General features: G+C 55.3%; 21 protein-coding genes. 9 read left to right on the top strand and 12 right to left on the bottom strand.

Going from position 1 to position 21,026, the window contains the following annotated elements:
• Positions 1–6 precede the first annotated feature (6 nt).
• On the top strand, positions 7–1,212 hold the full coding sequence (locus CCY01nite_RS14300; protein WP_146862829.1) for a DUF6786 family protein: 1,206 nt from the start codon (positions 7–9) through the stop codon (positions 1,210–1,212).
• Here the strand turns inward: CCY01nite_RS14300 and CCY01nite_RS14295 are convergent.
• The gene (locus tag CCY01nite_RS14295; protein WP_146862826.1) at positions 1,207–1,803 is read right to left on the bottom strand and encodes an IMPACT family protein; all 597 of its coding nucleotides are present in this window, start codon (positions 1,801–1,803) and stop codon (positions 1,207–1,209) included. The two genes, CCY01nite_RS14300 and CCY01nite_RS14295, sit on opposite strands and share 6 nt — an antisense overlap.
• A 2-nt stretch (positions 1,804–1,805) precedes the next feature.
• Positions 1,806–2,882: a bifunctional diaminohydroxyphosphoribosylaminopyrimidine deaminase/5-amino-6-(5-phosphoribosylamino)uracil reductase RibD gene (gene ribD / locus CCY01nite_RS14290; RefSeq protein WP_246129940.1), complete on the bottom strand. Its 1,077-nt coding sequence runs from the start codon at positions 2,880–2,882 to the stop codon at positions 1,806–1,808.
• Positions 2,883–2,926: 44 nt separating this feature from the next.
• Between ribD and prmC the strand changes: the two genes are divergently transcribed.
• Positions 2,927–3,814: a peptide chain release factor N(5)-glutamine methyltransferase gene (prmC, locus tag CCY01nite_RS14285; RefSeq protein WP_146862823.1), complete on the top strand. Its 888-nt coding sequence runs from the start codon at positions 2,927–2,929 to the stop codon at positions 3,812–3,814.
• 11 nt (positions 3,815–3,825) lie between these two features.
• Here the strand turns inward: prmC and CCY01nite_RS14280 are convergent, their stop codons facing one another.
• From CCY01nite_RS14280 to CCY01nite_RS14265, 4 genes are all read right to left on the bottom strand, one after another.
• Entirely contained in the window at positions 3,826–4,242 is a 417-nt protein-coding gene (locus tag CCY01nite_RS14280) for an ExbD/TolR family protein (protein ID WP_146862821.1), read from the bottom strand.
• A gap of 28 nt (positions 4,243–4,270) precedes the next feature.
• A complete protein-coding gene (locus tag CCY01nite_RS14275; RefSeq protein WP_146862818.1) occupies positions 4,271–4,987 on the bottom strand; it encodes a MotA/TolQ/ExbB proton channel family protein in 717 nt (238 codons plus the stop codon).
• A 76-nt stretch (positions 4,988–5,063) separates the two neighbouring features.
• On the bottom strand, positions 5,064–6,314 hold the full coding sequence (pepT, locus tag CCY01nite_RS14270) for a peptidase T (RefSeq protein ID WP_246129939.1): 1,251 nt from the start codon (positions 6,312–6,314) through the stop codon (positions 5,064–5,066).
• 65 nt (positions 6,315–6,379) lie between these two features.
• Positions 6,380–6,808, bottom strand: coding sequence for an FKBP-type peptidyl-prolyl cis-trans isomerase (locus CCY01nite_RS14265; RefSeq protein WP_146862812.1), 429 nt, complete (start codon positions 6,806–6,808; stop codon positions 6,380–6,382).
• A 102-nt stretch (positions 6,809–6,910) separates the two neighbouring features.
• Here CCY01nite_RS14265 and CCY01nite_RS14260 point away from each other — a divergent pair, with 102 nt between their 5' ends.
• The gene (locus CCY01nite_RS14260; RefSeq protein WP_146862809.1) at positions 6,911–8,062 is read left to right on the top strand and encodes an exo-beta-N-acetylmuramidase NamZ family protein; all 1,152 of its coding nucleotides are present in this window, start codon (positions 6,911–6,913) and stop codon (positions 8,060–8,062) included.
• Positions 8,063–8,084: 22 nt separating this feature from the next.
• Positions 8,085–8,999 (top strand): methionyl-tRNA formyltransferase, encoded by a 915-nt coding sequence (gene fmt, locus CCY01nite_RS14255; RefSeq protein ID WP_146862806.1) that lies wholly within the window; start codon positions 8,085–8,087, stop codon positions 8,997–8,999.
• A 118-nt stretch (positions 9,000–9,117) separates the two neighbouring features.
• Here fmt and CCY01nite_RS14250 read toward each other — a convergent pair whose 3' ends face one another.
• From CCY01nite_RS14250 to hemH, 6 genes are all read right to left on the bottom strand, one after another.
• Positions 9,118–10,167 carry a LysM peptidoglycan-binding domain-containing protein gene (locus CCY01nite_RS14250; RefSeq protein ID WP_186831053.1) on the bottom strand — a complete coding sequence of 350 codons (1,050 nt, stop codon included), beginning with the start codon at positions 10,165–10,167 and terminating at the stop codon, positions 9,118–9,120.
• Positions 10,168–10,333: 166 nt separating this feature from the next.
• Positions 10,334–11,752: a methyltransferase RsmF C-terminal domain-like protein gene (locus CCY01nite_RS14245; protein WP_146862800.1), complete on the bottom strand. Its 1,419-nt coding sequence runs from the start codon at positions 11,750–11,752 to the stop codon at positions 10,334–10,336.
• Positions 11,753–11,781: 29 nt separating this feature from the next.
• Complete coding sequence (locus tag CCY01nite_RS14240; RefSeq protein ID WP_146862797.1) at positions 11,782–13,347, bottom strand: NAD(P)(+) transhydrogenase (Re/Si-specific) subunit beta; 1,566 nt, start codon at positions 13,345–13,347, stop codon at positions 11,782–11,784.
• Positions 13,348–13,353: 6 nt separating this feature from the next.
• Complete coding sequence (locus tag CCY01nite_RS14235; protein ID WP_146862794.1) at positions 13,354–13,662, bottom strand: NAD(P) transhydrogenase subunit alpha part 2; 309 nt, start codon at positions 13,660–13,662, stop codon at positions 13,354–13,356.
• A 29-nt stretch (positions 13,663–13,691) separates the two neighbouring features.
• Positions 13,692–14,825, bottom strand: a complete 1,134-nt coding sequence (locus CCY01nite_RS14230; RefSeq protein ID WP_146862791.1) for a Re/Si-specific NAD(P)(+) transhydrogenase subunit alpha — start codon at positions 14,823–14,825, stop codon at positions 13,692–13,694.
• 44 nt (positions 14,826–14,869) lie between these two features.
• Positions 14,870–15,913 (bottom strand): ferrochelatase, encoded by a 1,044-nt coding sequence (gene hemH, locus CCY01nite_RS14225; protein WP_146862788.1) that lies wholly within the window; start codon positions 15,911–15,913, stop codon positions 14,870–14,872.
• Positions 15,914–16,200: 287 nt separating this feature from the next.
• On the opposite strand from hemH, the gene hemA reads away from it, so the two are divergent.
• The 5 genes from hemA to hemF are packed head-to-tail and all read left to right on the top strand — an operon-like array spanning position 16,201 to position 21,023.
• A complete protein-coding gene (gene hemA, locus CCY01nite_RS14220; RefSeq protein ID WP_246129938.1) occupies positions 16,201–17,454 on the top strand; it encodes a glutamyl-tRNA reductase in 1,254 nt (417 codons plus the stop codon).
• 3 nt (positions 17,455–17,457) lie between these two features.
• Positions 17,458–18,381 carry a hydroxymethylbilane synthase gene (gene hemC / locus CCY01nite_RS14215; RefSeq protein ID WP_146862783.1) on the top strand — a complete coding sequence of 308 codons (924 nt, stop codon included), beginning with the start codon at positions 17,458–17,460 and terminating at the stop codon, positions 18,379–18,381.
• Positions 18,368–19,081, top strand: a complete 714-nt coding sequence (locus CCY01nite_RS14210) for a uroporphyrinogen-III synthase (RefSeq protein ID WP_186831052.1) — start codon at positions 18,368–18,370, stop codon at positions 19,079–19,081. Before hemC ends, CCY01nite_RS14210 begins: the two co-directional genes overlap by 14 nt.
• Complete coding sequence (gene hemE, locus CCY01nite_RS14205; protein WP_146862777.1) at positions 19,078–20,109, top strand: uroporphyrinogen decarboxylase; 1,032 nt, start codon at positions 19,078–19,080, stop codon at positions 20,107–20,109. Before CCY01nite_RS14210 ends, hemE begins: the two co-directional genes overlap by 4 nt.
• Positions 20,106–21,023, top strand: a complete 918-nt coding sequence (hemF, locus tag CCY01nite_RS14200; protein ID WP_146862774.1) for an oxygen-dependent coproporphyrinogen oxidase — start codon at positions 20,106–20,108, stop codon at positions 21,021–21,023. The genes hemE and hemF overlap by 4 nt, the downstream gene beginning before the upstream one ends.
• The last annotated feature ends 3 nt before the right edge of the window (positions 21,024–21,026 follow it).

The raw sequence follows: 21,026 nt of genomic DNA, 5'->3' as shown, positions 1-21,026 counted from the left end.
TCATTCATGAAACACTATGTTCTCTATGGGGCCCTGTTATTGACTGCCTGTGGTACGGGTAAACAGCAGCGGGAACGGAAAAAGGATGCAGCCGTTATCTCCGCCATCCCCCGTGAAACCCATTTCGGCGCGGACGTGGCCTTTCTTCAAAAGTATGTGAAAACGATCGTTCTGCAGGACAGCACCAGCAAAGCCGCCATCGCCATTGTGCCGGCGTGGCAGGGCAGGGTGATGACGAGCACCGCCGCGGGTGATACCGGGCGCAGCCTCGGCTGGCTGAACCATGAACTGATAGAAAACGGGCAGCATATGAACGCTTACGGCGGAGAAGACCGCTTCTCGCTCGGCCCCGAGGGCAGCCGCAACAGCTTCTACTTCGCGCCGGGCGATACTTTCGATGTCCCCCACTGGCAGACGCCCCCGCCGATCGACACCGGTTCTTTCAACGTCACCGCACAATCCCGCCACGCCGTTACGGTTGAAAAGGACATGCAGCTCATCAACTACAAAGGCCACACCTTCCACATCAAAGCCACCCGCACCATTACGCTCATCGCGCGGAGAGACATCCGCAATTATATCGGCACAGACCTCCACAAAAGCGTGCACGCCGTAGCTTTCCATTCCGCCAGCAGCATCACCAATGCTGGCACACAGCGATGGGACACGGCGTACGGCATGCCTTCCATCCGGATACTGGGCATGTTTACCGCCTCAGAGCGGAATACCGTTGTAGTGCCTATCCGCAACAAAGGAAAAGTGAACACGGACTATTTCGGGGAAATTCCCGCGGAGCGGCTGAAAGTAAATGAAAAGATCGCCTATTTCAGGGCCGACGCCAGATACCGCAGCAAGATCGGGTTGCAGCCGAACAGTTGTTACAACTACCTCGGCAGCTACGACGCAGCCCAACGGCTGCTGACCATTGTACAGTTCACCCTGCCCACCGGCAGGAACCTTTACGCGAACTCCTCCTGGAATCCCGCAGCGGCGCCCTTCGGCGGCGACGTGATCACTGCCGCTAACAGCGATGCGCAAACCGGGTCGTTCTTTGAACTGGAAAGCTCCTCTCCCGCCGCGGGGCTCAGGCCCGGCGGGCATATAGAACACTATCACCGCACCATTCACCTGCAGGGAGATGAAAAGCGCCTCGACCCTATTGTGCGGAAACTGTTCGGTGTTACATTAAACGAGATCAAAAAGGCTTTATAGCGCCTTCACTTCAAGATTGTAGATATCTTTCAGCCGGAGCAAACACAAGTCCAGGCTGGCTTTGGGGATGCCGATCTGCATGCTGCAGAACAATTGCACGTCCTGCGACAAAACGGTGCAGTTATGTTGTTTTACAACGATCATCACATCATTCAGTATGGTATAATCAAACGTAAGCTGGTAACGGGCTTCCACGTTCTTCTGCACCGCGGGCACCAGCTGCAGCACCAGCGCGCAGGACATTTTGTAGGCATTGATCAGCCCCGGAACGCCGAGCAGCGTGCCACCGAAATACCGCACTACGATCACCAGCACGTCCGTCAGCTGCTTGCTGTCGATCTGCCCGAGAATAGGCTTGCCCGCCGAACCGGAAGGCTCACCGTCATCCACGGCCCGGAACTGCAGGCCATCCGTGCCAAGCCGGTAGGCGTAACAGTGATGCGTGGCCTTGGGGTGTTCCTTTTTGATTTCCTGCAGGCACTCCTTTACTTGTTCAACAGACTTGACGGGGTATGCATATGCGAGGAATTTACTGCCTCTGTCCTTGAATTCCGCCGCTGCTTTCTTTTCGATCGTATAATAAACTTCCATTGTTAAATTGATGAGGAGGACGGAACATAACAGGCGATCCTGTCGCCATGCAATTCCATCTCGTCCCGCAGTACGGCGTTTGTCATGAGCGGCGCGGCCACCCCGCCGCCAATTACCCGGCTGCCGGTGATCACGCGCGCTTCGTCCCAATAGCCGCTGTTAAAAAATTGTTGCAGGAGATGCGCGCCTCCTTCCACGATTACACTTTGTATATTTTCGGCATGCAGCTGCGGCAGTATCTGCGGAATGATCTCCCCGTTGAAGTCCGGGCGGATGGTCTTTACCGCGTCTGTCACCTTTTCCGTAATGAAAATAGTGGGCGCCGATCCATCCCGCAGCCGGTGGGTTTCGGGCACCTGCAAATGCCGGTCGATCACGAGGCGTACGGGGCTTTTGCCGGGCCACAGCCTTGTTGTCAGCGCCGGATCATCCCGCAATGCGGTGCGGGTGCCTACCATGATCCCCATTTCGCGGCTGCGCCACTGGTGCACCAGCCTGTCCGTATAAACATTGGAAATACGCACCGGCTGGCCCTCGGCACCGGCAATATAGCCGTCCCGCGATTGGGCCCATTTCAGGATGATGTACGGCCGTTGCTGTTCATGGAAGGTGAAGAACCGTTTGTTGAGGTCCCTGCACGCCGCTTCCAGCACGCCTGTTATCACTTCTATGCCCGCTTCCCGCATCAGGCGGATGCCCCGCCCGGCTACTTCCGAAAAAGAGTCCACGCAGCCCACCACCACCCGCGGGATGCGGCGGGAGATGATAAGGTCCGCGCAGGGCGGTGTTTTGCCGTGATGTGAGCAGGGCTCCAGGCTCACGTACATCGTGGATTTCGCGATCAGCTCCTGCTGGTCCGCCGGAACGCTGTTCACGCAGTTCACTTCTGCATGCGCCTGTCCGAATACCTGGTGATACCCTTCCCCGATGATCCTGCCGTCATGCACCAGCACAGCGCCCACCATCGGGTTGGGTGCTACCTGCCCCATGCCCGTCGCCGCCAGCTGCAGGCAACGCTGCATAAAAATTTCGTGGGAAATGCTGTCCATGAATGCGTCCGAAATAATATATTTTCGCAAAAATATCGTTTCAGCGGCGATTTTTTGCCGTTCATTCAAATATCATGACCATTCAATCCGCATTTGCCGGCATTATGGAAGCCATCAGGCCCCTTTATGATGCCCGCGAAGCCTCCAATATAGCGCATCTTGTGATGGAGCATGTGACCGGCCTGGGGAAGCTGGACCGTATCATCCATAAGGACGGAGATCTGCCTCCCGCGCAGGAAGCGCTGTATCAACAGGCGCTGCAGTCGCTCCTCGAACTCCGGCCCGTACAGCATATCACCGGCAAAAGCTGGTTTTATGGCATGGAGCTGACCGTTAGCGAGCAGGTATTGATCCCCCGCCCGGAAACCGAGGAGCTGGTAGAATGGATATTGCTCGATCATCCCACCCAACCCGCCTGGCGGCTGCTGGACATCGGCACCGGCAGCGGCTGCATCCCCATCGCGTTGAAAAAACAATGGCCCGCGGCGGACATCTGGGCAATGGACGTAAGCACCTCCGCGCTGGCCGTCGCCACACGCAACGCGGGCATCCAGCATACGCCCGTTCGCTTTGTGCACCAGGACGTGCTCTCGCCCGATGCCTCCAAAGTATTGCCTTCGCTCAACATCATCGTCAGTAACCCGCCCTATATCCGCGAAAGCGAACGCACCGGCATGCAGCAGCAGGTGCAGGCGTTTGAACCGGGCATCGCGCTGTTTGTGCCGGATAACGACCCGCTGCTGTTCTACCGCCGCATCGCCGCGCTGGCGAAGGAAAAGCTGGAACCCGGCGGCAAGCTGTATTTCGAGATCAATGAAGCGCTCGGGCAGGAAGTGGTGGCTTTGCTGGTGAAAGAAGGATTCGAAGATGTGCGGCTGAAGCAGGACATGTTCGGGAAAGACCGGATGGTGCGGTGCACAAAAAAAGAGGCTGCGCCCGCGGACACAACCTCTCCTTCATAAAATCATTTACATTATTTTTTCCCCTGCGTACTCTGCGGATTGGCGGTACCTAAAACCGTTTTGGCTCCCAGTTCCCGCGCGATCTGCATCACGCTCACCACCGCACTGATGGGAACGGATTCTTCCGCATTGATCACAATGGTATTGTCTACTTCATTCGGGTTGATCTTCGGCACCAATGCGTTCTTCAGCTCTTCGAAACTTACTTTGTTCGTTCCTACATAAAACTGCTGGCCCGCATCGATGCTCACCACCACCGTTTGTTTTGCTTTGGTATTGCTTTTGGCCTTCGGCAACATCAGCTTGATGACGTTGGGGTTGGCCAGGGACGACACGATCAGGAAGAACAGCAGCAGGATGAACAGGATGTCGTTCAACGCGCCGTTGTGCATCTCCGCATGTGTTTGTCTACGCCTCCGCAAATTCATATTGAATATCGATTACGATTAATAAATCCTATTTCGTTGGCTCCTGCAGAATGTCTATGAACTCTGCGGAGGAATATTCCATTTTGTTGATCACCTTGTCGATCTGCGCATTCAGATAGCTGTAACCGATGTAGGCGATCAGGCCAATGATAAGACCGGCCGCGGAAGTGACCATCTTCACGTAGATACCGCCGGCAATGGTGGCCAGCGTGATGTCTGAAGTCTGCGAAATGTTGAAGAAGGTCTGGATCATACCTGCGATGGTGCCGAGGAAGCCGAACATCGGGGCGATACCGGCGATGATGGAGAGGATGATCAGGTTCTTTTCCATCTTGTATATCTCGAGCTTGCCTACGTTCTCCATTGATTTCTCAATGTTGTCGATCGGCTTGCCGATGCGCTGTATGCCTTTGTCGATCACCCGCGCAATGGGGCTGTTCGTGTTCCTGGACAGCGAGCGCGCGGCATTGACGTTACCGGAAGTGATGTGATCGCGTATCATCGGCATGAAATTATCTTCCAGCCTGCCTGCTTTCCTGATCGTAAGGAACCTTTCCATGAATACGTATACCGCGATCACGGAAAGAATGCCGAGGGGGATCATCAGCGGGCCGCCCTTCACGATCATGTCCCATAATTTGATCTCCTCGCCCGTGGTAGCGGCAGCATTTATGCCGGCGGCCACCGTGTCGGCCTTCGGCAGCAAAAGTGAATCCTGCAAAAACGTAATAAGTCCTGGCAACATGTATTTAATTTTAAAAAAATCGAATTATACAAGGGGTTAAAGTAATAATAAAAACGGACATCCCGCAAAATTATTATCAGCTTCGTTCCTCCCATACCTGAACGAGATGGACGATCGTATCCACGGCTTTCTGCATGTCCTGCACGCTCACATATTCATGTTTGCTGTGCAGCGCCATTTCCCCGGTGAAGATGTTGGGGCAGGGCAATCCCATGAACGACAGCCGCGCGCCGTCCGTTCCGCCGCGGATGCTCATGCGCAAGGGATCGATGCCGGCGCGCCGGATCGCTTCCTCCGCATTCGTCACTACCTGCGGATATTTGTCCAGCACCTCTTTCATGTTACGGTACTGCTCCTTTACCTCAAACGTGGCGCCCGCGCCAGGATAGCGTTCCAGCACGGTTTCCATGAGCTTGCGCAAATAGAATTCGTGGCCTTCCAGCTCCGCGGTGGTGAAGTCGCGGATGATAAAATCGATCTCCGCTTTTTCCACCATGCCTTCTATGCGCACGGGATGTATAAAGCCCTGGCGGTCTTCTGTGGTTTCGGGGGACAGGATGCCTTTGGGCAGTTCGTCCACAATGGCGGCGGCCACTTTAATGGCGCTGACCATTTTGTCTTTCGCCGTACCGGGATGCACGCTGATGCCCGTGATGGAGATCTTCACGCCGTCCGCCGAAAAGGTTTCGTCTTCCAGGGAACCCAGCTCGCCGCCGTCCAGCGTATAACCGAACTGCGCGCCCAGCTGCTCCATGTTCACATGCTCCACGCCGCGGCCTACTTCTTCATCCGGCGTGAACAGGATGCGTATTTTGCCGTGTCTGATCTCCGGATGCTGCAAAAGATATTGCGCCGCATCCATGATCTCGGCTACGCCGGCCTTGTTATCCGCGCCCAGCAGGGTTTTGCCGCTGGCGGTGATAATATCGTCGCCCGTCTTTCCGGCGAGATAAGGATGGTCTTTTGCGCGGATGACCTGCGTGGTATCATCCGGCAATACAATATCGCTGCCGTCGTATGATTTATGTATGATGGGCTTGACATTAGCGCCGCTGCAATCGGGGGCCGTATCCATATGCGCGCAAAGGCAGATCACGGGCACGTCTTTGGAAGTAGTGGCCGGAATGGTGGCGTACACATAGCCATATTCGTCAGTCATGGCGTCTGTAATGCCGATCTCCTGCAGCTCCCTGACGAGCAGGGCAGACAGGTTCTTCTGCTTTGCAGTGGAAGGAAAGGTACGGCTGAGCGGATCTGATTGTGTATCTATCTGCACGTAACGCAGGAAGCGTTCGGTGACAGTATATGCATATTTATCCATGGGCATAAAACATAAAAAGTAAAAAACAGGTATTCCCGTCTTTTACTTTTTTGTATTTCTTTGATGATTGATTAAACGATCTCTACGAGTTCGACATCGAAGATCAGCGGCTCTCCCGCCAGCGGATGGTTCGCATCCAGCTTGATGAATTCGCCGCCAACAGCAGCTACTTTCACCGGGAACACCTGGCCCTGCGGATTGCTCATCTGCAGCTCCATGCCTACTTCAGGATTGAGGTCTGCCGGGATGTTCGCTTTCGGGAAATCCATGATCAGTTCCTCGCTTTTGGGGCCATATGCTTCCTCTACCGGGATGTTCAGGGTACGTTTCTCCCCGATGGTCATATCCAGTACACCGTTATCAAAGCCTTTGATGACCATGCCGGCGCCTACCTTGAACTGCAGGGGATCTCTGCCTTCTGAAGAGTCGAAGGTAGTTCCGTTGGTTAAACGGCCATGATAGTGCACCCGCACTGTATCTCCCGTCTTGACTTGTTGCATAAAATAAATTTAAAATGAGACAATTGTCCCGTGAAGGTACAGATTTTGTTTTTGATTTACGGGCATGTTACGTTATTTTGTTCCTGTCATCAACTGATCAAAATGAAACGTCTGCTCTTTATCCTGTTGGTTTGCAACTGCTTTTCCGCCATCGCGCAAGTACCCGTTCTCACCGGCGCCGAACGTACGGACGCCTATCTTCCATTGCTGCAAGGGAAACGTGTGGGCATGCTCGTCAACCAGACTTCCATCATCGGCAACAGCCATCTCGTAGATTCATTGCTGCAACGGAATGTCAGGATCGTGAAGATCTTCAGTCCCGAGCACGGTTTCCGCGGAGAAGCCGATGCCGGCGAAAAAATCGGCAACACCAAAGACCGGAAAACCGGGCTGCCCATCGTATCGCTCTACGGCAAGCACCGCAAACCGGATGCCACAGACCTCGCGGACGTTGACATACTTGTATTTGACCTGCAGGATGTGGGGACCCGCTTCTACACTTATATTTCTTCCCTTGAAGAGCTGATGGAAGCAGCGGCGGAACATCATAAACCTCTGCTGGTGCTGGACCGCCCCAATCCCAACGGTCATTATATCGACGGCCCGGTGCTGGACACGGCCTTCCGCTCTTTCGTGGGCATGCAGCCCATTCCCACCGTGCATGGCATGACGGTAGGCGAATACGCCAAAATGCTGAACGGCGAAGGCTGGCTGCGCTACAAAGCGCAATGCGAATTAACCGTGATCCCCTGCGCCAACTACACCCACCGCACGCTGTACCAGCTGCCGGTAAAGCCCTCGCCCAACCTGCCGAATATGGCATCCATCTACCTTTATCCTTCCACCTGTCTTTTTGAAGGCACGGTTTTCAGCCTGGGACGCGGAACGGAAAAGCCTTTCCAGGTATACGGCCATCCGAAGCTGCCGAAAAACCTGTTTTCCTTCACGCCCCGCAGCATGCCGGGCGCCAAATCGCCTGTGCTGATGGACCAGACCTGCTACGGGTATGATCTGTCGCATGAAGCGCATGCGGATAACAAGATCCGGCTGGACTGGATCATCAATGCTTATCAATTGTATCCCGACAAAGAAAAATTCTTTAACGCTTTCTTTAACAAACTCGCCGGGAACAAAGAGCTGATGCAGCAGATCAAAGCGGGCAAATCACCGGATGAGATCCGCCGCACCTGGGAACCGGGACTGGCGGCATTTCAGCAGGTCCGCAGGAAATACCTTTTGTACGAGGATTTCTAAAAAGCTACTTTCGCATCTTGTTATGAGGATCATTTTCATGGGCACACCTGATTTCGCCGTTCCTTCGCTTGGTGTGCTGATACAGGAAGGATATGATGTGGTGGCCGTGGTAACGGCGCCGGACAAACCCGCGGGAAGGGGGCAGAAATTACAAGAAAGCGCGGTGAAGCAATATGCCGTGGCAAACAACATTCCGGTGCTGCAACCCCTGAAGCTGAAAGACACGGCGTTCCAGGAAACGCTCCGCTCCTACCAGGCGGACTTGCAGGTGGTTGTGGCTTTCCGCATGCTGCCGGAAACGGTGTGGAACATGCCGCCGCTTGGCACCATCAACGTGCATGCTTCGCTGCTCCCGCAATACCGCGGCGCGGCGCCGATCAACTGGGCGATCATCAACGGAGAAAAGAAAACCGGCGTCACTACCTTCAAGCTGCAGCATGAGATCGATACAGGGAATATCATGTATGCGGCTGAATGGCAGATAAAGGAAGATGAAACGGCCGGAGAATTATATGAAGCGTTGAAAGTCCTCGGGGCCGGGCTCCTGCGGCAAACCGTAAAAGCCATTGCGGAAGGGCGCGCGCCGGAAGTGCCGCAAGCCAACATCCCTGTCACCGAACTGAAACATGCCCCCAAAATATTCAAGGAAGATTGCCTGATCAACTGGAACGCGCCGGTTGAAAACATCTATAACCTCATCCGCGGCCTCAGCCCTGTTCCCGCGGCTTTCACCTATCTGAATGACAAAACGCTGCGCATATTCAAAGCGAAAAAAGAACCGGCCTCCCATGCGCGGGAGATCGGCAGCGTAGATACCGATCAAAAGACCTACCTGAAATTCGCCGCGCAGGACGGATATATCAGCGTAACGGAGCTGCAGCTGGAAGGGAAAAAGAAAATGGGGGTGGAAGAATTTTTAAGAGGATACCGGTTTTGACCGTTCGGTTTTCATCGGTTTTCACTGGCGTGGCACAGGATGTATAAGCTTCCATAAATAAAAAACCGCCCCATAATTGACTTATGAAGGCGGCTTCTTTCATATCCTGAAAAACATCTTATTTCTCGTCGTAGCGCAACTCACAATAAAACCTCGCTTCATTGATGCCCAGCGCTTCCTGCGCGGCGTCGCTCAGTTTGATGATGAGATTGGCATTGGCCTTTAACTGCGGGATGGCGTCCAGCACTTTCGCATAGATGGATTTGCCGGTCAGCGGGTTCGTTACCTTCACGATCGTGCCGCGGGGGGCGCTGTTGTGCAGTGCGTAGTATTTGCCGGAGCCAACGATGGCATTGCTGCGGAACCAGGTGCCGGGGCCTTTTTCAGTAGTGATGTCCCGGCCGTTGTTGGTTTGTTGCAGATAGGTCTGCTCAAATCCGCCGTCAGGGATCACGGGCGTGCGGCCCAGGCTGCTGCTTTGTTTTTCAGATTCCACCACTGTTGCAGGTGTTTCCTGCTTCACCACAGCGGGCGTGGTGGCTACGGGTTCCTGTACGGGAGCGGGCGTGGTGGCTACCGGCGCGGTATTTTCCGGTGCGGGCGCGGGTGTGGCGGCAACCGCGGGAGTTGTAGCGGCAGGCGTGGGTGTGGCAGCAGCCGGCGTTGTTACCGGTGCGGGCGGCGGCGTGCTGGCCGTGGTCACGGGTTCAGCAGGCGGCGTGCTGGTGGGCGCGGGCGGTGTCTGCACAATAGAATTACTCGTGCCTTTCACATATCCAACGATCAGCATCGCATCTTTCTGCACACCGTCGCCGGTGAATTTATTCCATTCCCGCACATTGTCCAGCGGCACTTTTCCGTAACGCAATGAAATGCGGTATAATGTTTCCTTATCACCCACATGATGATATACCGGGCGCACACCACTGCTGGCAGCCGCATCCTTCGATTGTACAAAATTGCCTTTATTCAGCGGGATCGTGATCTGCTTGCCGAGGCTCAGCCCGTTTTCCATTTGCATGTTATTCCTGGCCGCAATATCCTTCGGACTTAACCCATATGCGCGGCCAAGGCTGTACCAGGTCTCCCCTTTCTTTACCGTATGCACCAAATACAGATCAGGCGCGGCGCCCTGTGCAAGCAGCGCATCCTGAGCGGCTACCCTCATTGTACAGGCCATCAAAACACCCAATAAAACTGACTTTAACATAATTTCTAATACTTTAAAGAAACGAATATATGTGTTAAAAACGAATTTTCATTTATTACGAAACGACAAAAAAACAATTTTGTTGCCAGCCCTGCAACCGTTACCGGTTCTATTTCTGCACATGTTAATAATCCGGCGTTCCGGCTTTCAGGATACGCATTTCCTTCGGGTAATAATTGTTGACGCGGTTGGGCAGCACCTTGGCCCAGCCCAGGTTCATGCCGCCGAAACGCATGAGCGTCCACCCTTTTGAAGGTGCGTCCAGCTGCAGGTCTTCCTTGCGGAGATAGCGCAGGGCCTCTTCCTGCGTGAGTTCAACGGCGGGCAGGCCGGGAGCGATGATCGTGCTAAGCGCCAGCTGATGGTCCGGCACCAGCTCTTTCGGCGTCAGCTGCCCGGCTTTCACACCGGCTTTGCGGATATACAGGTGCTTTTGCAGCAAGGGCAGGTCGGCCGCCAGCTGCGATGGCAGTATGATGGCTTCGCCGTTGTGCAGGATGAAGACGGGCGCTATGCCTTCTTTCAGCGACGCTATATCTTCTTTCAGCCAGGGGCGGATGCGGGCCGCATCTTTCTCCGGCAGCAGCGGCAATTGCGCTTTGTTCTTCTTCGGAGAGTTTTTCAGAAAATCTTTCGGAGAAATGTCCGCTCCCGCTTTGCGAAAACAGGCGATAAAAAATCCTTCCCCTTTTATCTTGTCCGGATAAAACCGGTATCCACAGCCATTTCCGCCCGGCACCACGTTCCATGCGGGATCAACGTTCAGCGGCATATGTTCCATGTCCATCTCCCCGGTCAGCCAGTCCGCGATCTGCTCATCCTCTTCCATCGCATAGGAACAGGTGGAGTAGATCAATATGCCGCCGGGTTTGAGCGCTGGCAGCGCATCCGCCAGAATCCTCTGCTGGCGCTGGCTACAGAGGATCACATTGTCGTACGACCACTCATGCACCGCCTCCGGGTCGCGCCGGAACAAACCGGAACCGGAGCAGGGCGCATCCACCGTTACCAGGTCGAAAAAGTCCGGCAGGCGCGCGAAATCGCGGGGATCGTTGTTGGTGACCACCACATTGTCCGCTCCCCACCTTGTGATATTATCCGCCAGCACAGCGGCTCTCGGCTTGATCACCTCGTTGGCTACCAACAAACTTCCGGGATGCAGGATGCTTTGCAGCAAGGTGCTCTTGCCACCCGGCGCCGCGCAAAGGTCCAGCGCCTTCAAGGGCTGGCCGGTGTTCACCGTTTGCCGTACCGCCTCTTCCAGGAACATGGACGAGGCTTCCTGCACGTAGTAAGCGCCGGCATGGAAATATGGATCGAATGTAAAGGATGGACGGGATGAAAGATAGTACCCGTAACGGCTCCAGGGCACCGGCGTAACGGTGAGCTGCGGAAACAGCACCGGTGGAGTGGCCGCCTTCACAGGTTGCAGCCGTATGGAAGTGATCCGCTCCGGCGAATCATGCACTTGCAGGAAAGCCGGCAGATCGAGGCCGGGCAAGTCACGGAGCGTATCGGTAAAAGCCTTTGGTAGTGCTGGCAATAGTAATTTTTTGCGGCAAAGGTACGGTTTTATACCGTCTTCACTTCCGCTACCAGCTGTTGCAGCACTGCTTTTGCATCACCGAACAGCATGGATGTTTTAGGCTGAAAGAACAATTCGTTTTCAATACCCGCGTATCCGGGCTTCATGCTTCGTTTATTCACGATCACCATTTTGGCCAGCTCCACTTCAAGGATGGGCATGCCGTAAATGGGACTGGCGGGATCATTCTTCGCGGCGGGATTCACCACATCGTTCGCGCCGAGAATGAGCACTGCGTCGGTTGTCGGGAATTCACTGTTGGCCTGCTCCATCTCCTGCAGCTTTTCATACGGCACGTCCGCTTCCGCCAGCAGCACGTTCATGTGCCCGGGCATTCGTCCCGCTACCGGGTGGATCGCATACGTAACTTCCACGCCTTTTTCTTCGAGCAGCTTTTCCAGCTCGTGGCAAACGTGCTGCGCCTGCGCCACTGCAAGACCGTAGCCCGGAACGATCACCACCTTGTTGGCGTAACGCAGTACCGTGGCGGCGTCGGACACACTGATCTCCTTGTAGTTGCCTTGCACTTCCTTCGCCGCGCCGCCTGTTTTGGCGCCGCCGAATGAACCGATGAGCACGTTCTTGAGGGAGCGGTTCATGGCCTTGCACATCAGGATGGTGAGGATGGTGCCCGCGGAACCTACGAGAATACCACCGGTGAGCATCACCGGGTTGTCGTACAGGAAACCGCCGCAGGCCGCGGCCACGCCGGTAAAGGAATTGAGCAGGGAGATCACCACGGGCATGTCCGCCCCGCCGATGGGCATCACGAACAACACGCCGTAGAGAACTGAAAGCGCAAGCACAATATAAAAACAGGTGACGATAGCGCCATCCAGCTGAAAGCTGCCGGACGCCTCCGCATGATAACCTTCGTTGATATTGAACAGCATGTAAGCGGAAAGAACCACCACCACCGCGAGCACCAGCAGGTTAACGATGTGCTGGCCATTGAACGCGAAATCCTTGATGCGGCCATTCAGCTTGCCCCAGGCAATGATGCTGCCGGCAAAAGATACGGTGCCGATGATCAGCCCCAACAAAATAATGAGCAGTGTTCCGCCGCCGTGCACCTGCATATCCAGCGCCGGGGCAAGACCTTCGATGGCGGAGCGCAGCAGGTCCGCCGCCCAGCCTTCGCCTTTGAGGCCGGAAAGATCGATCGGCGGCGTATGCGCCATATGATTGAATTCCACGATAGAGATCAGCATGGCGCAGGCGCCGCCCATGCCGTTGAACAGGCTCACCATTTCCGGCATGGCCGTCATCTTCACCTTGCGCGCGGCGATCACGCCCACCACGGCGCCAATGGCAAGACCGCTGAAGATCCATCCGTAGTTGCCGAGTTTTGTACCGCCTTCTTCATACAGGAAGATGGTGCCGATGATGGCGATGAACATGCCCGCCGCCGCTACCAGGTTGCCTTTTCGGGCGCTGGCGGGGTGGCTCAGCATTTTCAGGCCGATGATGAAGGTAACAGAGCCGATCAGGTAGGCGACGGATAACAGGCCGGGGCCGGTGACCGCATTGTTTTGCAAAAGAATTCCAGCCATATCGATTTATTTCTTCTTTTTAAACATTTCCAGCATGCGGTCCGTCACCACAAAACCACCTACCACATTGAGCGTTCCCAGTATCACCGCGAGGAAGCCCAGTATCAGCGCGAGGTAATTATCGCTTTCCGCTTTGCCCATTACAATGATGGCGCCGATGATCACTACGCCGTGGATGGCGTTGGCGCCGCTCATCAGCGGGGTGTGCAGCACGGAGGGTACGCGGGAGATCACTTCTATGCCGAGGAATACAGACAGTATCACGATGTATACCATCTCTATGTGCAATTGTAAAAATTCCAGTATTGCGGTCATATGCAGGTTGTTGTTATTTCGATGGAATGCTATACGGCGGCGGGCTGCAGCTGTTTCACGCGGTCGTTCACAATGGCTCCGCCATGCACGATGCAGGCGCCTTTCACGATGTCGTCCTCAAAATTGAGTTGCAGCTGCCCTTCTTTGCTGATGATGAGCTTCAGGAAGTTGAGCACGTTGCGGGCGTAAAGCTTGCTGGCGTCCGCGGGGGCTTTGCCGGCGAGGTCTGAATCCCCGATGATGGTCACACCGTCATGCTCCACGGTTTCCGCGTTCTTCGTCAATGCCGTGTTACCGCCGGTGGCGGCCGCCAGGTCTATGATCACGGAGCCTTTTTTCATCTTCGCGATCGCTTCCTGCGATATCAGTACCGGCGCGGGTTTGCCGGGAATTTGCGCGGTGGTGATGATGATGTCTGCTTTGGCGGCGCTTTCCGCGATCTTCGCTTCCTGCTTCCGTTGGTATTCGGCGGACTGTTCCACGGCGTAACCGCCTGCCGCGGAGGCGTCCGCGGCGCCATCCACTTCCACGAAGCGCGCGCCGAGGCTCATCACTTCCTCCTTCACGGCCGGTCTTGTATCGAACACTTCCACTACTGCGCCGAGGCGCCGTGCCGTGGCAATGGCCTGCAATCCGGCTACGCCCGCACCGAGAATGAGCACTTTCGCGGGCGGAATGCTGCCGGCAGCGGTCATGAACATGGGAAAATAACGGCTATAGGTATACGCCGCAAGCAAAACAGCCTTGTAGCCGGCGATGTTTGCCTGCGAGCTGAGCACGTCCATGCTTTGCGCGCGGGTAGTGCGGGGAACGGTATCCAGACTGAAAACGGTGAATTGCCTGTCCGCCCACTGTCGCATCAGGCCGGGGTGATAAAGGGGCTGATATACGCCGGTCCATATTTTTCCGGCGCCGGCCTGGGCCCAGTCTTCCTGGTCGGGAGGGCGGATGGACAGCAGCAGGTCCGCCTGCCGCAGCATGTCCGCACGGGGTTTCAAAACAGCGCCTGCTTCCAGGTAGGCTTCATCGGTATAGTATGCGCCGGCGCCCGCACCGGCCTCCACCCAAACTTCCACTTGCTGCTGCACCAATTGTTTTACGACTTCCGGGACGAGCGATACCCTGTTTTCCCCTGCTTTTTCTTTGAGAACGGCCAAGATCATCAGTGATGGGTTTATGATGATGAAATTTACCGAAAAATTTTAACTTATGACACCGCTTCTCCTATTTCCTCTTTCACCAACGCGCCGATCGTTTTCACCCACAGCGGATGCGTGTTCAGGCAGGGGATCATCGTAAAGCTGTCGCCGCCATTACTGATAAAGGAATGTTTGCCTTCCACGCCGATCTCTTCCAGCGTTTCCAGGCAGTCGGACACAAAAGCCGGGCAGGCCACCAGCAGCTTTTTCACGCCTTCTTTGGGCAGCTGCTCGAACTTGTCCGCCGTATAAGGCTTTATCCATTCTTCCCGGCCGAGCCTGGACTGAAAGGAAACGCCCCATTTCTGTTTGGGTATGCCGAGCTTTTCCGCTACCAGTTCCGAAGTGATGATCACCTGGTGGCGGTAGCATCGGGTATGCGCTTTGGAGGCCACGTGGCAGCAATCATTGATTTTCAGGCAATGACTGCCGGTTACATCCCCTTTTCGTATATGCCTTACCGGAACACCGTGATAGCTGAACAGCAGGTAATCGAACTCCTGCTCTATGTATGGCCGCATGCTTTCAGCCAGTGCGTTGATATATTCTGGGCGGTCGTAATATGGTTTCACGATCTTCAATTCGAAAGGATAGCGTTTTTTCCGGTGGATGTCTTTCGCGTATTCCACCGCCGTTTCGTAGCTGCTCATGGCGTAATGCGGGTACAGCGGCACGAGGATCACTTCTTTGAGGCCGGGATGTTCTTTCAGGAGCTTGTCGTACGTCGCCTGCGGAGACGGTGTGCCGTACCGCATGGTGATCTCCACGGGGATCTCCAGGTCGTGCCACACGGCCTTTTGCAATTGGCGGGTGAGCACAATGAGCGGGGAGCCTTCGTCCCACCAGATGCTCTTGTACGCCTCCGCGCTTTTTTCCGCGCGGCGCGGAACGATGATCCCGCCAACAAGCAGCTTGCGCATCAGCCAGGGGTAATCGATCACCCGTTTGTCCATCAGGAACTCCAGCAGGTATTTCTTCACGTCCGGCACCGCCGTTGAATCAGGCGATCCCAGGTTCATCAGGATGATGGCTGTATCAGATTTTGCGACCATAGACCTTAAAAATTGTTGCAAAAGTAAGGGCTTTTCTACCTTTATAGGGCAACTTCTGTCATTAAATTGTTAGAATACCCGTGGCATGATCATGCTCACCAGGCAGTGTCACCGCATTGTTTAAAACCGCTGAAACATACGCCGGAACAGGCTATGCAAAACATGATCGAAATCATTTTTTTCTGTGTACTTTCACCATAGTTAGAAATGACACACTAGTGACAGCGACAGGCGCGGTTTTGAAGCGTATGCCAGTATTTTTGCACCCGGAAGCTTTTAAGAAAATCATGCAGGTCAATCAGCCTAAAGACATACAACATTTCCACATCGTCGGCATCAATTACAAGAAAACAGACGCTGCGATCCGGGGATTATTCGCGATCAATCAGGAACAATACGATCAATTGCTATGTGAAGCAACAGCGGCCGGTGTAAACGACCTCTTTGTTCTTTCCACCTGCAACCGTACCGAGATCTACGGATTTGCAGCCAGCACGGATATCCTCGCGGGCTTGCTGTGCAAGGTCACGCACGGCAACATGCAGGTTTTCAAAGAGATCGCTTACCACAAATCCGGCGAAGGCGCCGTGCGCCACCTCTATCACGTTGGCACCGGGCTGGATTCCCAGATCCTCGGCGACTACGAGATCATCGGGCAGATTAAAACAGCGGCCAAATTCGCCAAATCCCGCGGCTGCATCGGCACTTTCCTCGAAAGACTGGTGAACAGCGTGCTGCAGGTTTCCAAGCTGATCAAGAATGAAACCGGCCTCAGCTCCGGCACCGTGTCTGTTTCATTCGCGGCGGTACGCCTGCTGGAAAAGAAAGTCAAGAACATCCTCGATAAAAAGATCGTGCTGCTCGGCGTAGGCAAGATCGGCCGTAACACCAGCAAGAACATGGTGGAATACCTGGGTGTGAAGAATATCACGCTCATCAACCGTACCACCGCCGTAGCGGAAGAATTTGCCGGGCACCACGGGCTGCAGTATGCCGCTTTTGATGAAATGGACGAAGCCCTGCAGGAAGCGGACATCATCCTGGTGGCTACCAACGCCCCCCAGCCCACCATCACCCGCGCCAACCTGGACGGCTCCCGCCCCAGGCTCATCATCGACCTGTCCATTCCCTTCAACGTGGCGCCGGACGTAAGCGAGCTGCCCGGCGTGGAAGTGGTGAATGTGGACGAACTGAGCAAGGTGCAGGACGAAACCCTGCAAATGCGCCTCAACGAAGTGCCCAAAGCCATGGGCATCATCGAAGAGCACATGGAAGAATTCCTCTACTGGTTCAAGATGCGCAAACATGCCGTTGTACTGAAAGCCGTCAAGGAAAAACTAACGGAAATCCATACACGCGAAATACAATCACAGAAGAACGGCGCCTTATACAAGCTGGAAGACATCGAAGAAGTTTCCTCCCGCATCATCCAGAAAATGATCAATCTCATGGCCGGCAAAGTGCGCCGGGAAACCGACAAGAGCGATCAGTACATTGCCATGATCAATGATATTTTTGAGACCGGCGTTAATCAGGAATAGATAATGGATAAAGTGATCAGAATAGGCACCCGGGAAAGCCAGCTCGCACTGTGGCAGGCTACCCTGGTCAGGAATTTATTATCAGAACGGGGATATGCCGCCGAGCTGGTACCCATCAAAAGTGAAGGCGATATAGACCTGGTCACGCCCCTTTACGAGATCGGCGTGCAGGGCATCTTCACCAAAAGCCTGGACGTTGCGATGCTCAACGGCCGTATAGACATCGCCGTTCACTCCTTCAAAGACGTTCCCACCCAATTGCCCAAAGGCATCATCAACGCCGCCATCATAGAACGCGGCCCGGTGAAAGACCTGCTGGTGTATAAGCACGATACCGCTTTCCTGGATGATCCCGCTTACGTGGCGAACATCGCTACGAGCAGCATCCGCCGGAAAGCCCAATGGCTGCGCCGTTACCCGCAGCATCAGCTGCACAACCTCCGCGGCAATGTGAACACGCGGCTGCAAAAGCTCGCCGCCGAAAACTGGGATGCGGCCATCTTTGCCGCGGCGGGACTGGAAAGGATCGGCATACGGCCTGCCAATTCGGTGATACTGGACTGGATGCTGCCCGCCCCCGCGCAAGGCGCCATCGTTGCGGCCTGCCGCGGGAACGACGACTTCTGCCGGGAAGCCCTCAGCACCCTGAACCATAGGGAAACAGCCATCTGCACCGGCGTGGAACGCGAATTCCTCCGCACATTGCTCGGCGGCTGCACCACACCGATCAGCGCATATGCTTACATACAAAACGGACAGCTTCATTTTGAAGGTAATCTTTGCAGCCTGGATGGCGTAACTTCGATGACCGTTACCCGTTCCGTTCCCGTTGCGGCCGTTGAAGGGCTCGGCAGGGAAGCTGCTGTGGAAATACTGGAACAGGGCGGCGATGCCGTTATTGAAGCGATCAGGAATGTCCAGCGATAAACACCGCATATTAAGCACAAAGCCGCTTTCAGCGGAGCTGGTACAACAAGCCGCCGCACAGGGGATCGTTGTATCGGAAAAGGCTTTCATTGAAGTGCGGCCGGCGCTGACAGCGGCATCCGGAAAGCGGAGCCGCGAAATATTGCAGAACGGTGGCGTGATCGTTTTCACCAGCCCGAATGCGGTGAGGATCGTAGCGGAGATCACGGAGAACATGGATGCCGTCGTTTACTGCATCCAGGGCGCCACCCGCGAAGCCGTTGAACAACATTTCCCCAACGCCCGCATCGCGGGAACAGCAGCGGATTCCAAAGCGCTGGCAACGCTGGTCCTGCAGAACAGCACGATCACCTTCGTTGTTTTTTTCTGCGGAAACATCCGCCGGAACGAGCTGCCGGACATGCTGCGCAGCCGCAACGTGGATGTAGAAGAGATCCTGGTGTACGAAACGCTGGAAACACCGGCGCAGCTGACGGAGACATATGACGGCCTCCTGTTTTTCAGTCCGAGCAGCGTCAGCAGCTTTTTTTCCGGCAATACGCTGCCCGCGCAAACCGTCTGTTTCGCCATCGGCCATACGACCGCCGCGGCGCTGCGGAAAGTGACGGAAAACAAAGTGGTGGTGAGCACGGAACCCTCGGTGGACGCGCTGCTACAAACAGTTATTTTATATTTTGACAATATCAATTCCCAAGAATGAGCGGACTACAGAACGATCTGTTGCTAAAAGCCTTGCAGGGAACACCTGTTCCCCGCCCCCCGGTATGGATGATGCGCCAGGCCGGACGATTCCTGCCGGACTACATCAAGCTGCGCGATAAATATTCTTTCTTCGAAAGATGCCAGACGCCCGAGCTGGCTACCGAGATCACCGTAATGCCGGTGGACCAGGTAGGCGTGGATGCCGCGATCATCTTTTCAGACATCCTCGTAGTGCCGCAGGCCATGGGCATGGAAGTGCAGCTGGTGGAAAAAGTGGGCCCCCTCCTGCCCCAACCCGTGAAATCCGCGGGGGACCTGGACCGCATCGTGATTCCCGACGTGAACGACCGCCTGCACTACGTGATGGAAGCCCTCACGCTCACGAAAAAAACGCTCGCCGGCCGCGTGCCGCTCATCGGCTTCGCCGGCGCGCCCTGGACGCTGCTGTGCTACATGGTGCAGGGCAAAGGCTCCAAGACTTTCGATGAGGCCAAGGCTTTCTGCTATACACAGCCGGAAGTGGCGCACGAACTGCTCAACCGCGTAACGGAAACCACCATCGCCTACCTGAAAGCACAGGTGCTGGCGGGCGCGGACGTAGTGCAGATATTTGATTCGTGGGGCGGACTGCTGAGCCCGGAAGACTTTGAAGAATTTTCCTTACAATATATCCGCCGCATCGTGGCCGCATTGCAGGGCGTTTGTCCCGTGATCGTATTCGCCAAAGGCGCCTGGTTCGCGCTGGAAGAAATGGCGGCTACAGGTGCGCAGGGATTGGGGCTGGACTGGTGTATCAAACCCGCACTGGCCCGCCAGTTCGCCGGGCCTGCCGTCACTTTGCAGGGCAACTATGATCCGGCGCAGCTGATGCGCCCCATCCCGGAGATCACAAAATCCGTGCATGCGATGATCCGCGCTTTCGGTCCGCAGCGTTATATTGCGAACCTGGGCCACGGCATCCTGCCGAACATCCCCGTAGACCACGCAAAAGCATTCGTGGAAGCGGTGAAAAGCTTTGAAGCATGAGCATAAAAGATCAATTCATACCTTTCATCCACAACCTGCAGAACGAGATCTGCCAGGCAGTGGAGGAAATGGACGGCAAAGCGAAGTTCCGGGAAGACAAATGGGAACGGCAGGGCGGCGGTGGCGGCATTACCCGCGTGATCGCCGGCGGCAACGTTTTCCAGAAAGGCGGCGTGAACACCTCCGTGGTGCATGGCCAGCTGCCCGCCGTGATGGCGCAGCAGTTTTCCGTGCCGGGCGATAGCAGCTTCCTCGCCGCGGGCATCTCGCTGGTGATACATCCCGTCAACCCGTTTGTGCCTACCGTTCATGCGAACTTCCGTTATTTTGAATTGTACAGGGAAGATGGAAGTATTGCCGACAGCTGGTTTGGCGGCGGAGCGGACCTTACGCCTTATTATATTTTCGAGGAAGACGGCGCGCATTTTCACCAGAGCTTTAAGGATGCCTGCGACCCCTTCGGCAAAGCGCTATATCCGTTATACAAAAAGCACTGCGATGAATATTTCGTAAATAAACACCGCAACAACGAAGCCCGCGGCATCGGCGGCATCTTTTACGATTACCTGCGCCCGCAGCCGGAACGCCCCGCCGAACAGCTGCTGCAGTTCCAGTTCGCCAACGGCAATGCCTTTATCGGTTCCTACCTGCCCATCGTGGCAAAGCGGAAAGATATACCGTATACAGATGAACACGTGCGCTGGCAGGAATACCGCCGCGGCCGTTATGTGGAGTTCAACCTGATACACGACCGGGGCACTTTATTCGGACTGAAAACGAACGGGCGTATTGAATCCATTCTCATGAGCCTCCCCGAAAGGGCGCGCTGGGAATATGATTACCACCCCGCGCCGGGAAGTCCCGAAGCCACGCTGCTGGAATACCTGAAGCCGCGGGACTGGGTAAAAACTTAAAAA

Origin of the sequence: Chitinophaga cymbidii (genome assembly GCF_007992715.1) — a bacterium.
Classification (GTDB): Bacteria; Bacteroidota; Bacteroidia; order Chitinophagales; family Chitinophagaceae; genus Chitinophaga; species Chitinophaga cymbidii.
This window is presented reverse-complemented; position numbering and strand designations above follow the sequence as displayed.

Bases quoted from the DNA above. Each gene is read 5' to 3' on its own strand.
- CCY01nite_RS14300 (WP_146862829.1), top strand. From the start codon at position 7: ATGAAACACTATGTTCTCTATGGGGCCCTGTTATTGACTGCCTGTGGT.
- CCY01nite_RS14295 (WP_146862826.1), bottom strand. From the start codon at position 1,803: ATGGAAGTTTATTATACGATCGAAAAGAAAGCAGCGGCGGAATTCAAG.
- prmC (WP_146862823.1), top strand. From the start codon at position 2,927: ATGACCATTCAATCCGCATTTGCCGGCATTATGGAAGCCATCAGGCCC.
- CCY01nite_RS14280 (WP_146862821.1), bottom strand. From the start codon at position 4,242: ATGAATTTGCGGAGGCGTAGACAAACACATGCGGAGATGCACAACGGC.
- CCY01nite_RS14275 (WP_146862818.1), bottom strand. From the start codon at position 4,987: ATGTTGCCAGGACTTATTACGTTTTTGCAGGATTCACTTTTGCTGCCG.
- pepT (WP_246129939.1), bottom strand. From the start codon at position 6,314: ATGCCCATGGATAAATATGCATATACTGTCACCGAACGCTTCCTGCGT.
- CCY01nite_RS14265 (WP_146862812.1), bottom strand. From the start codon at position 6,808: ATGCAACAAGTCAAGACGGGAGATACAGTGCGGGTGCACTATCATGGC.
- CCY01nite_RS14260 (WP_146862809.1), top strand. From the start codon at position 6,911: ATGAAACGTCTGCTCTTTATCCTGTTGGTTTGCAACTGCTTTTCCGCC.
- fmt (WP_146862806.1), top strand. From the start codon at position 8,085: ATGAGGATCATTTTCATGGGCACACCTGATTTCGCCGTTCCTTCGCTT.
- CCY01nite_RS14250 (WP_186831053.1), bottom strand. From the start codon at position 10,167: ATGAGGGTAGCCGCTCAGGATGCGCTGCTTGCACAGGGCGCCGCGCCT.
- CCY01nite_RS14240 (WP_146862797.1), bottom strand. From the start codon at position 13,347: ATGGCTGGAATTCTTTTGCAAAACAATGCGGTCACCGGCCCCGGCCTG.
- CCY01nite_RS14235 (WP_146862794.1), bottom strand. From the start codon at position 13,662: ATGACCGCAATACTGGAATTTTTACAATTGCACATAGAGATGGTATAC.
- CCY01nite_RS14230 (WP_146862791.1), bottom strand. From the start codon at position 14,825: ATGATCTTGGCCGTTCTCAAAGAAAAAGCAGGGGAAAACAGGGTATCG.
- hemH (WP_146862788.1), bottom strand. From the start codon at position 15,913: ATGGTCGCAAAATCTGATACAGCCATCATCCTGATGAACCTGGGATCG.
- hemA (WP_246129938.1), top strand. From the start codon at position 16,201: ATGCAGGTCAATCAGCCTAAAGACATACAACATTTCCACATCGTCGGC.
- hemC (WP_146862783.1), top strand. From the start codon at position 17,458: ATGGATAAAGTGATCAGAATAGGCACCCGGGAAAGCCAGCTCGCACTG.
- CCY01nite_RS14210 (WP_186831052.1), top strand. From the start codon at position 18,368: ATGTCCAGCGATAAACACCGCATATTAAGCACAAAGCCGCTTTCAGCG.
- hemE (WP_146862777.1), top strand. From the start codon at position 19,078: ATGAGCGGACTACAGAACGATCTGTTGCTAAAAGCCTTGCAGGGAACA.
- hemF (WP_146862774.1), top strand. From the start codon at position 20,106: ATGAGCATAAAAGATCAATTCATACCTTTCATCCACAACCTGCAGAAC.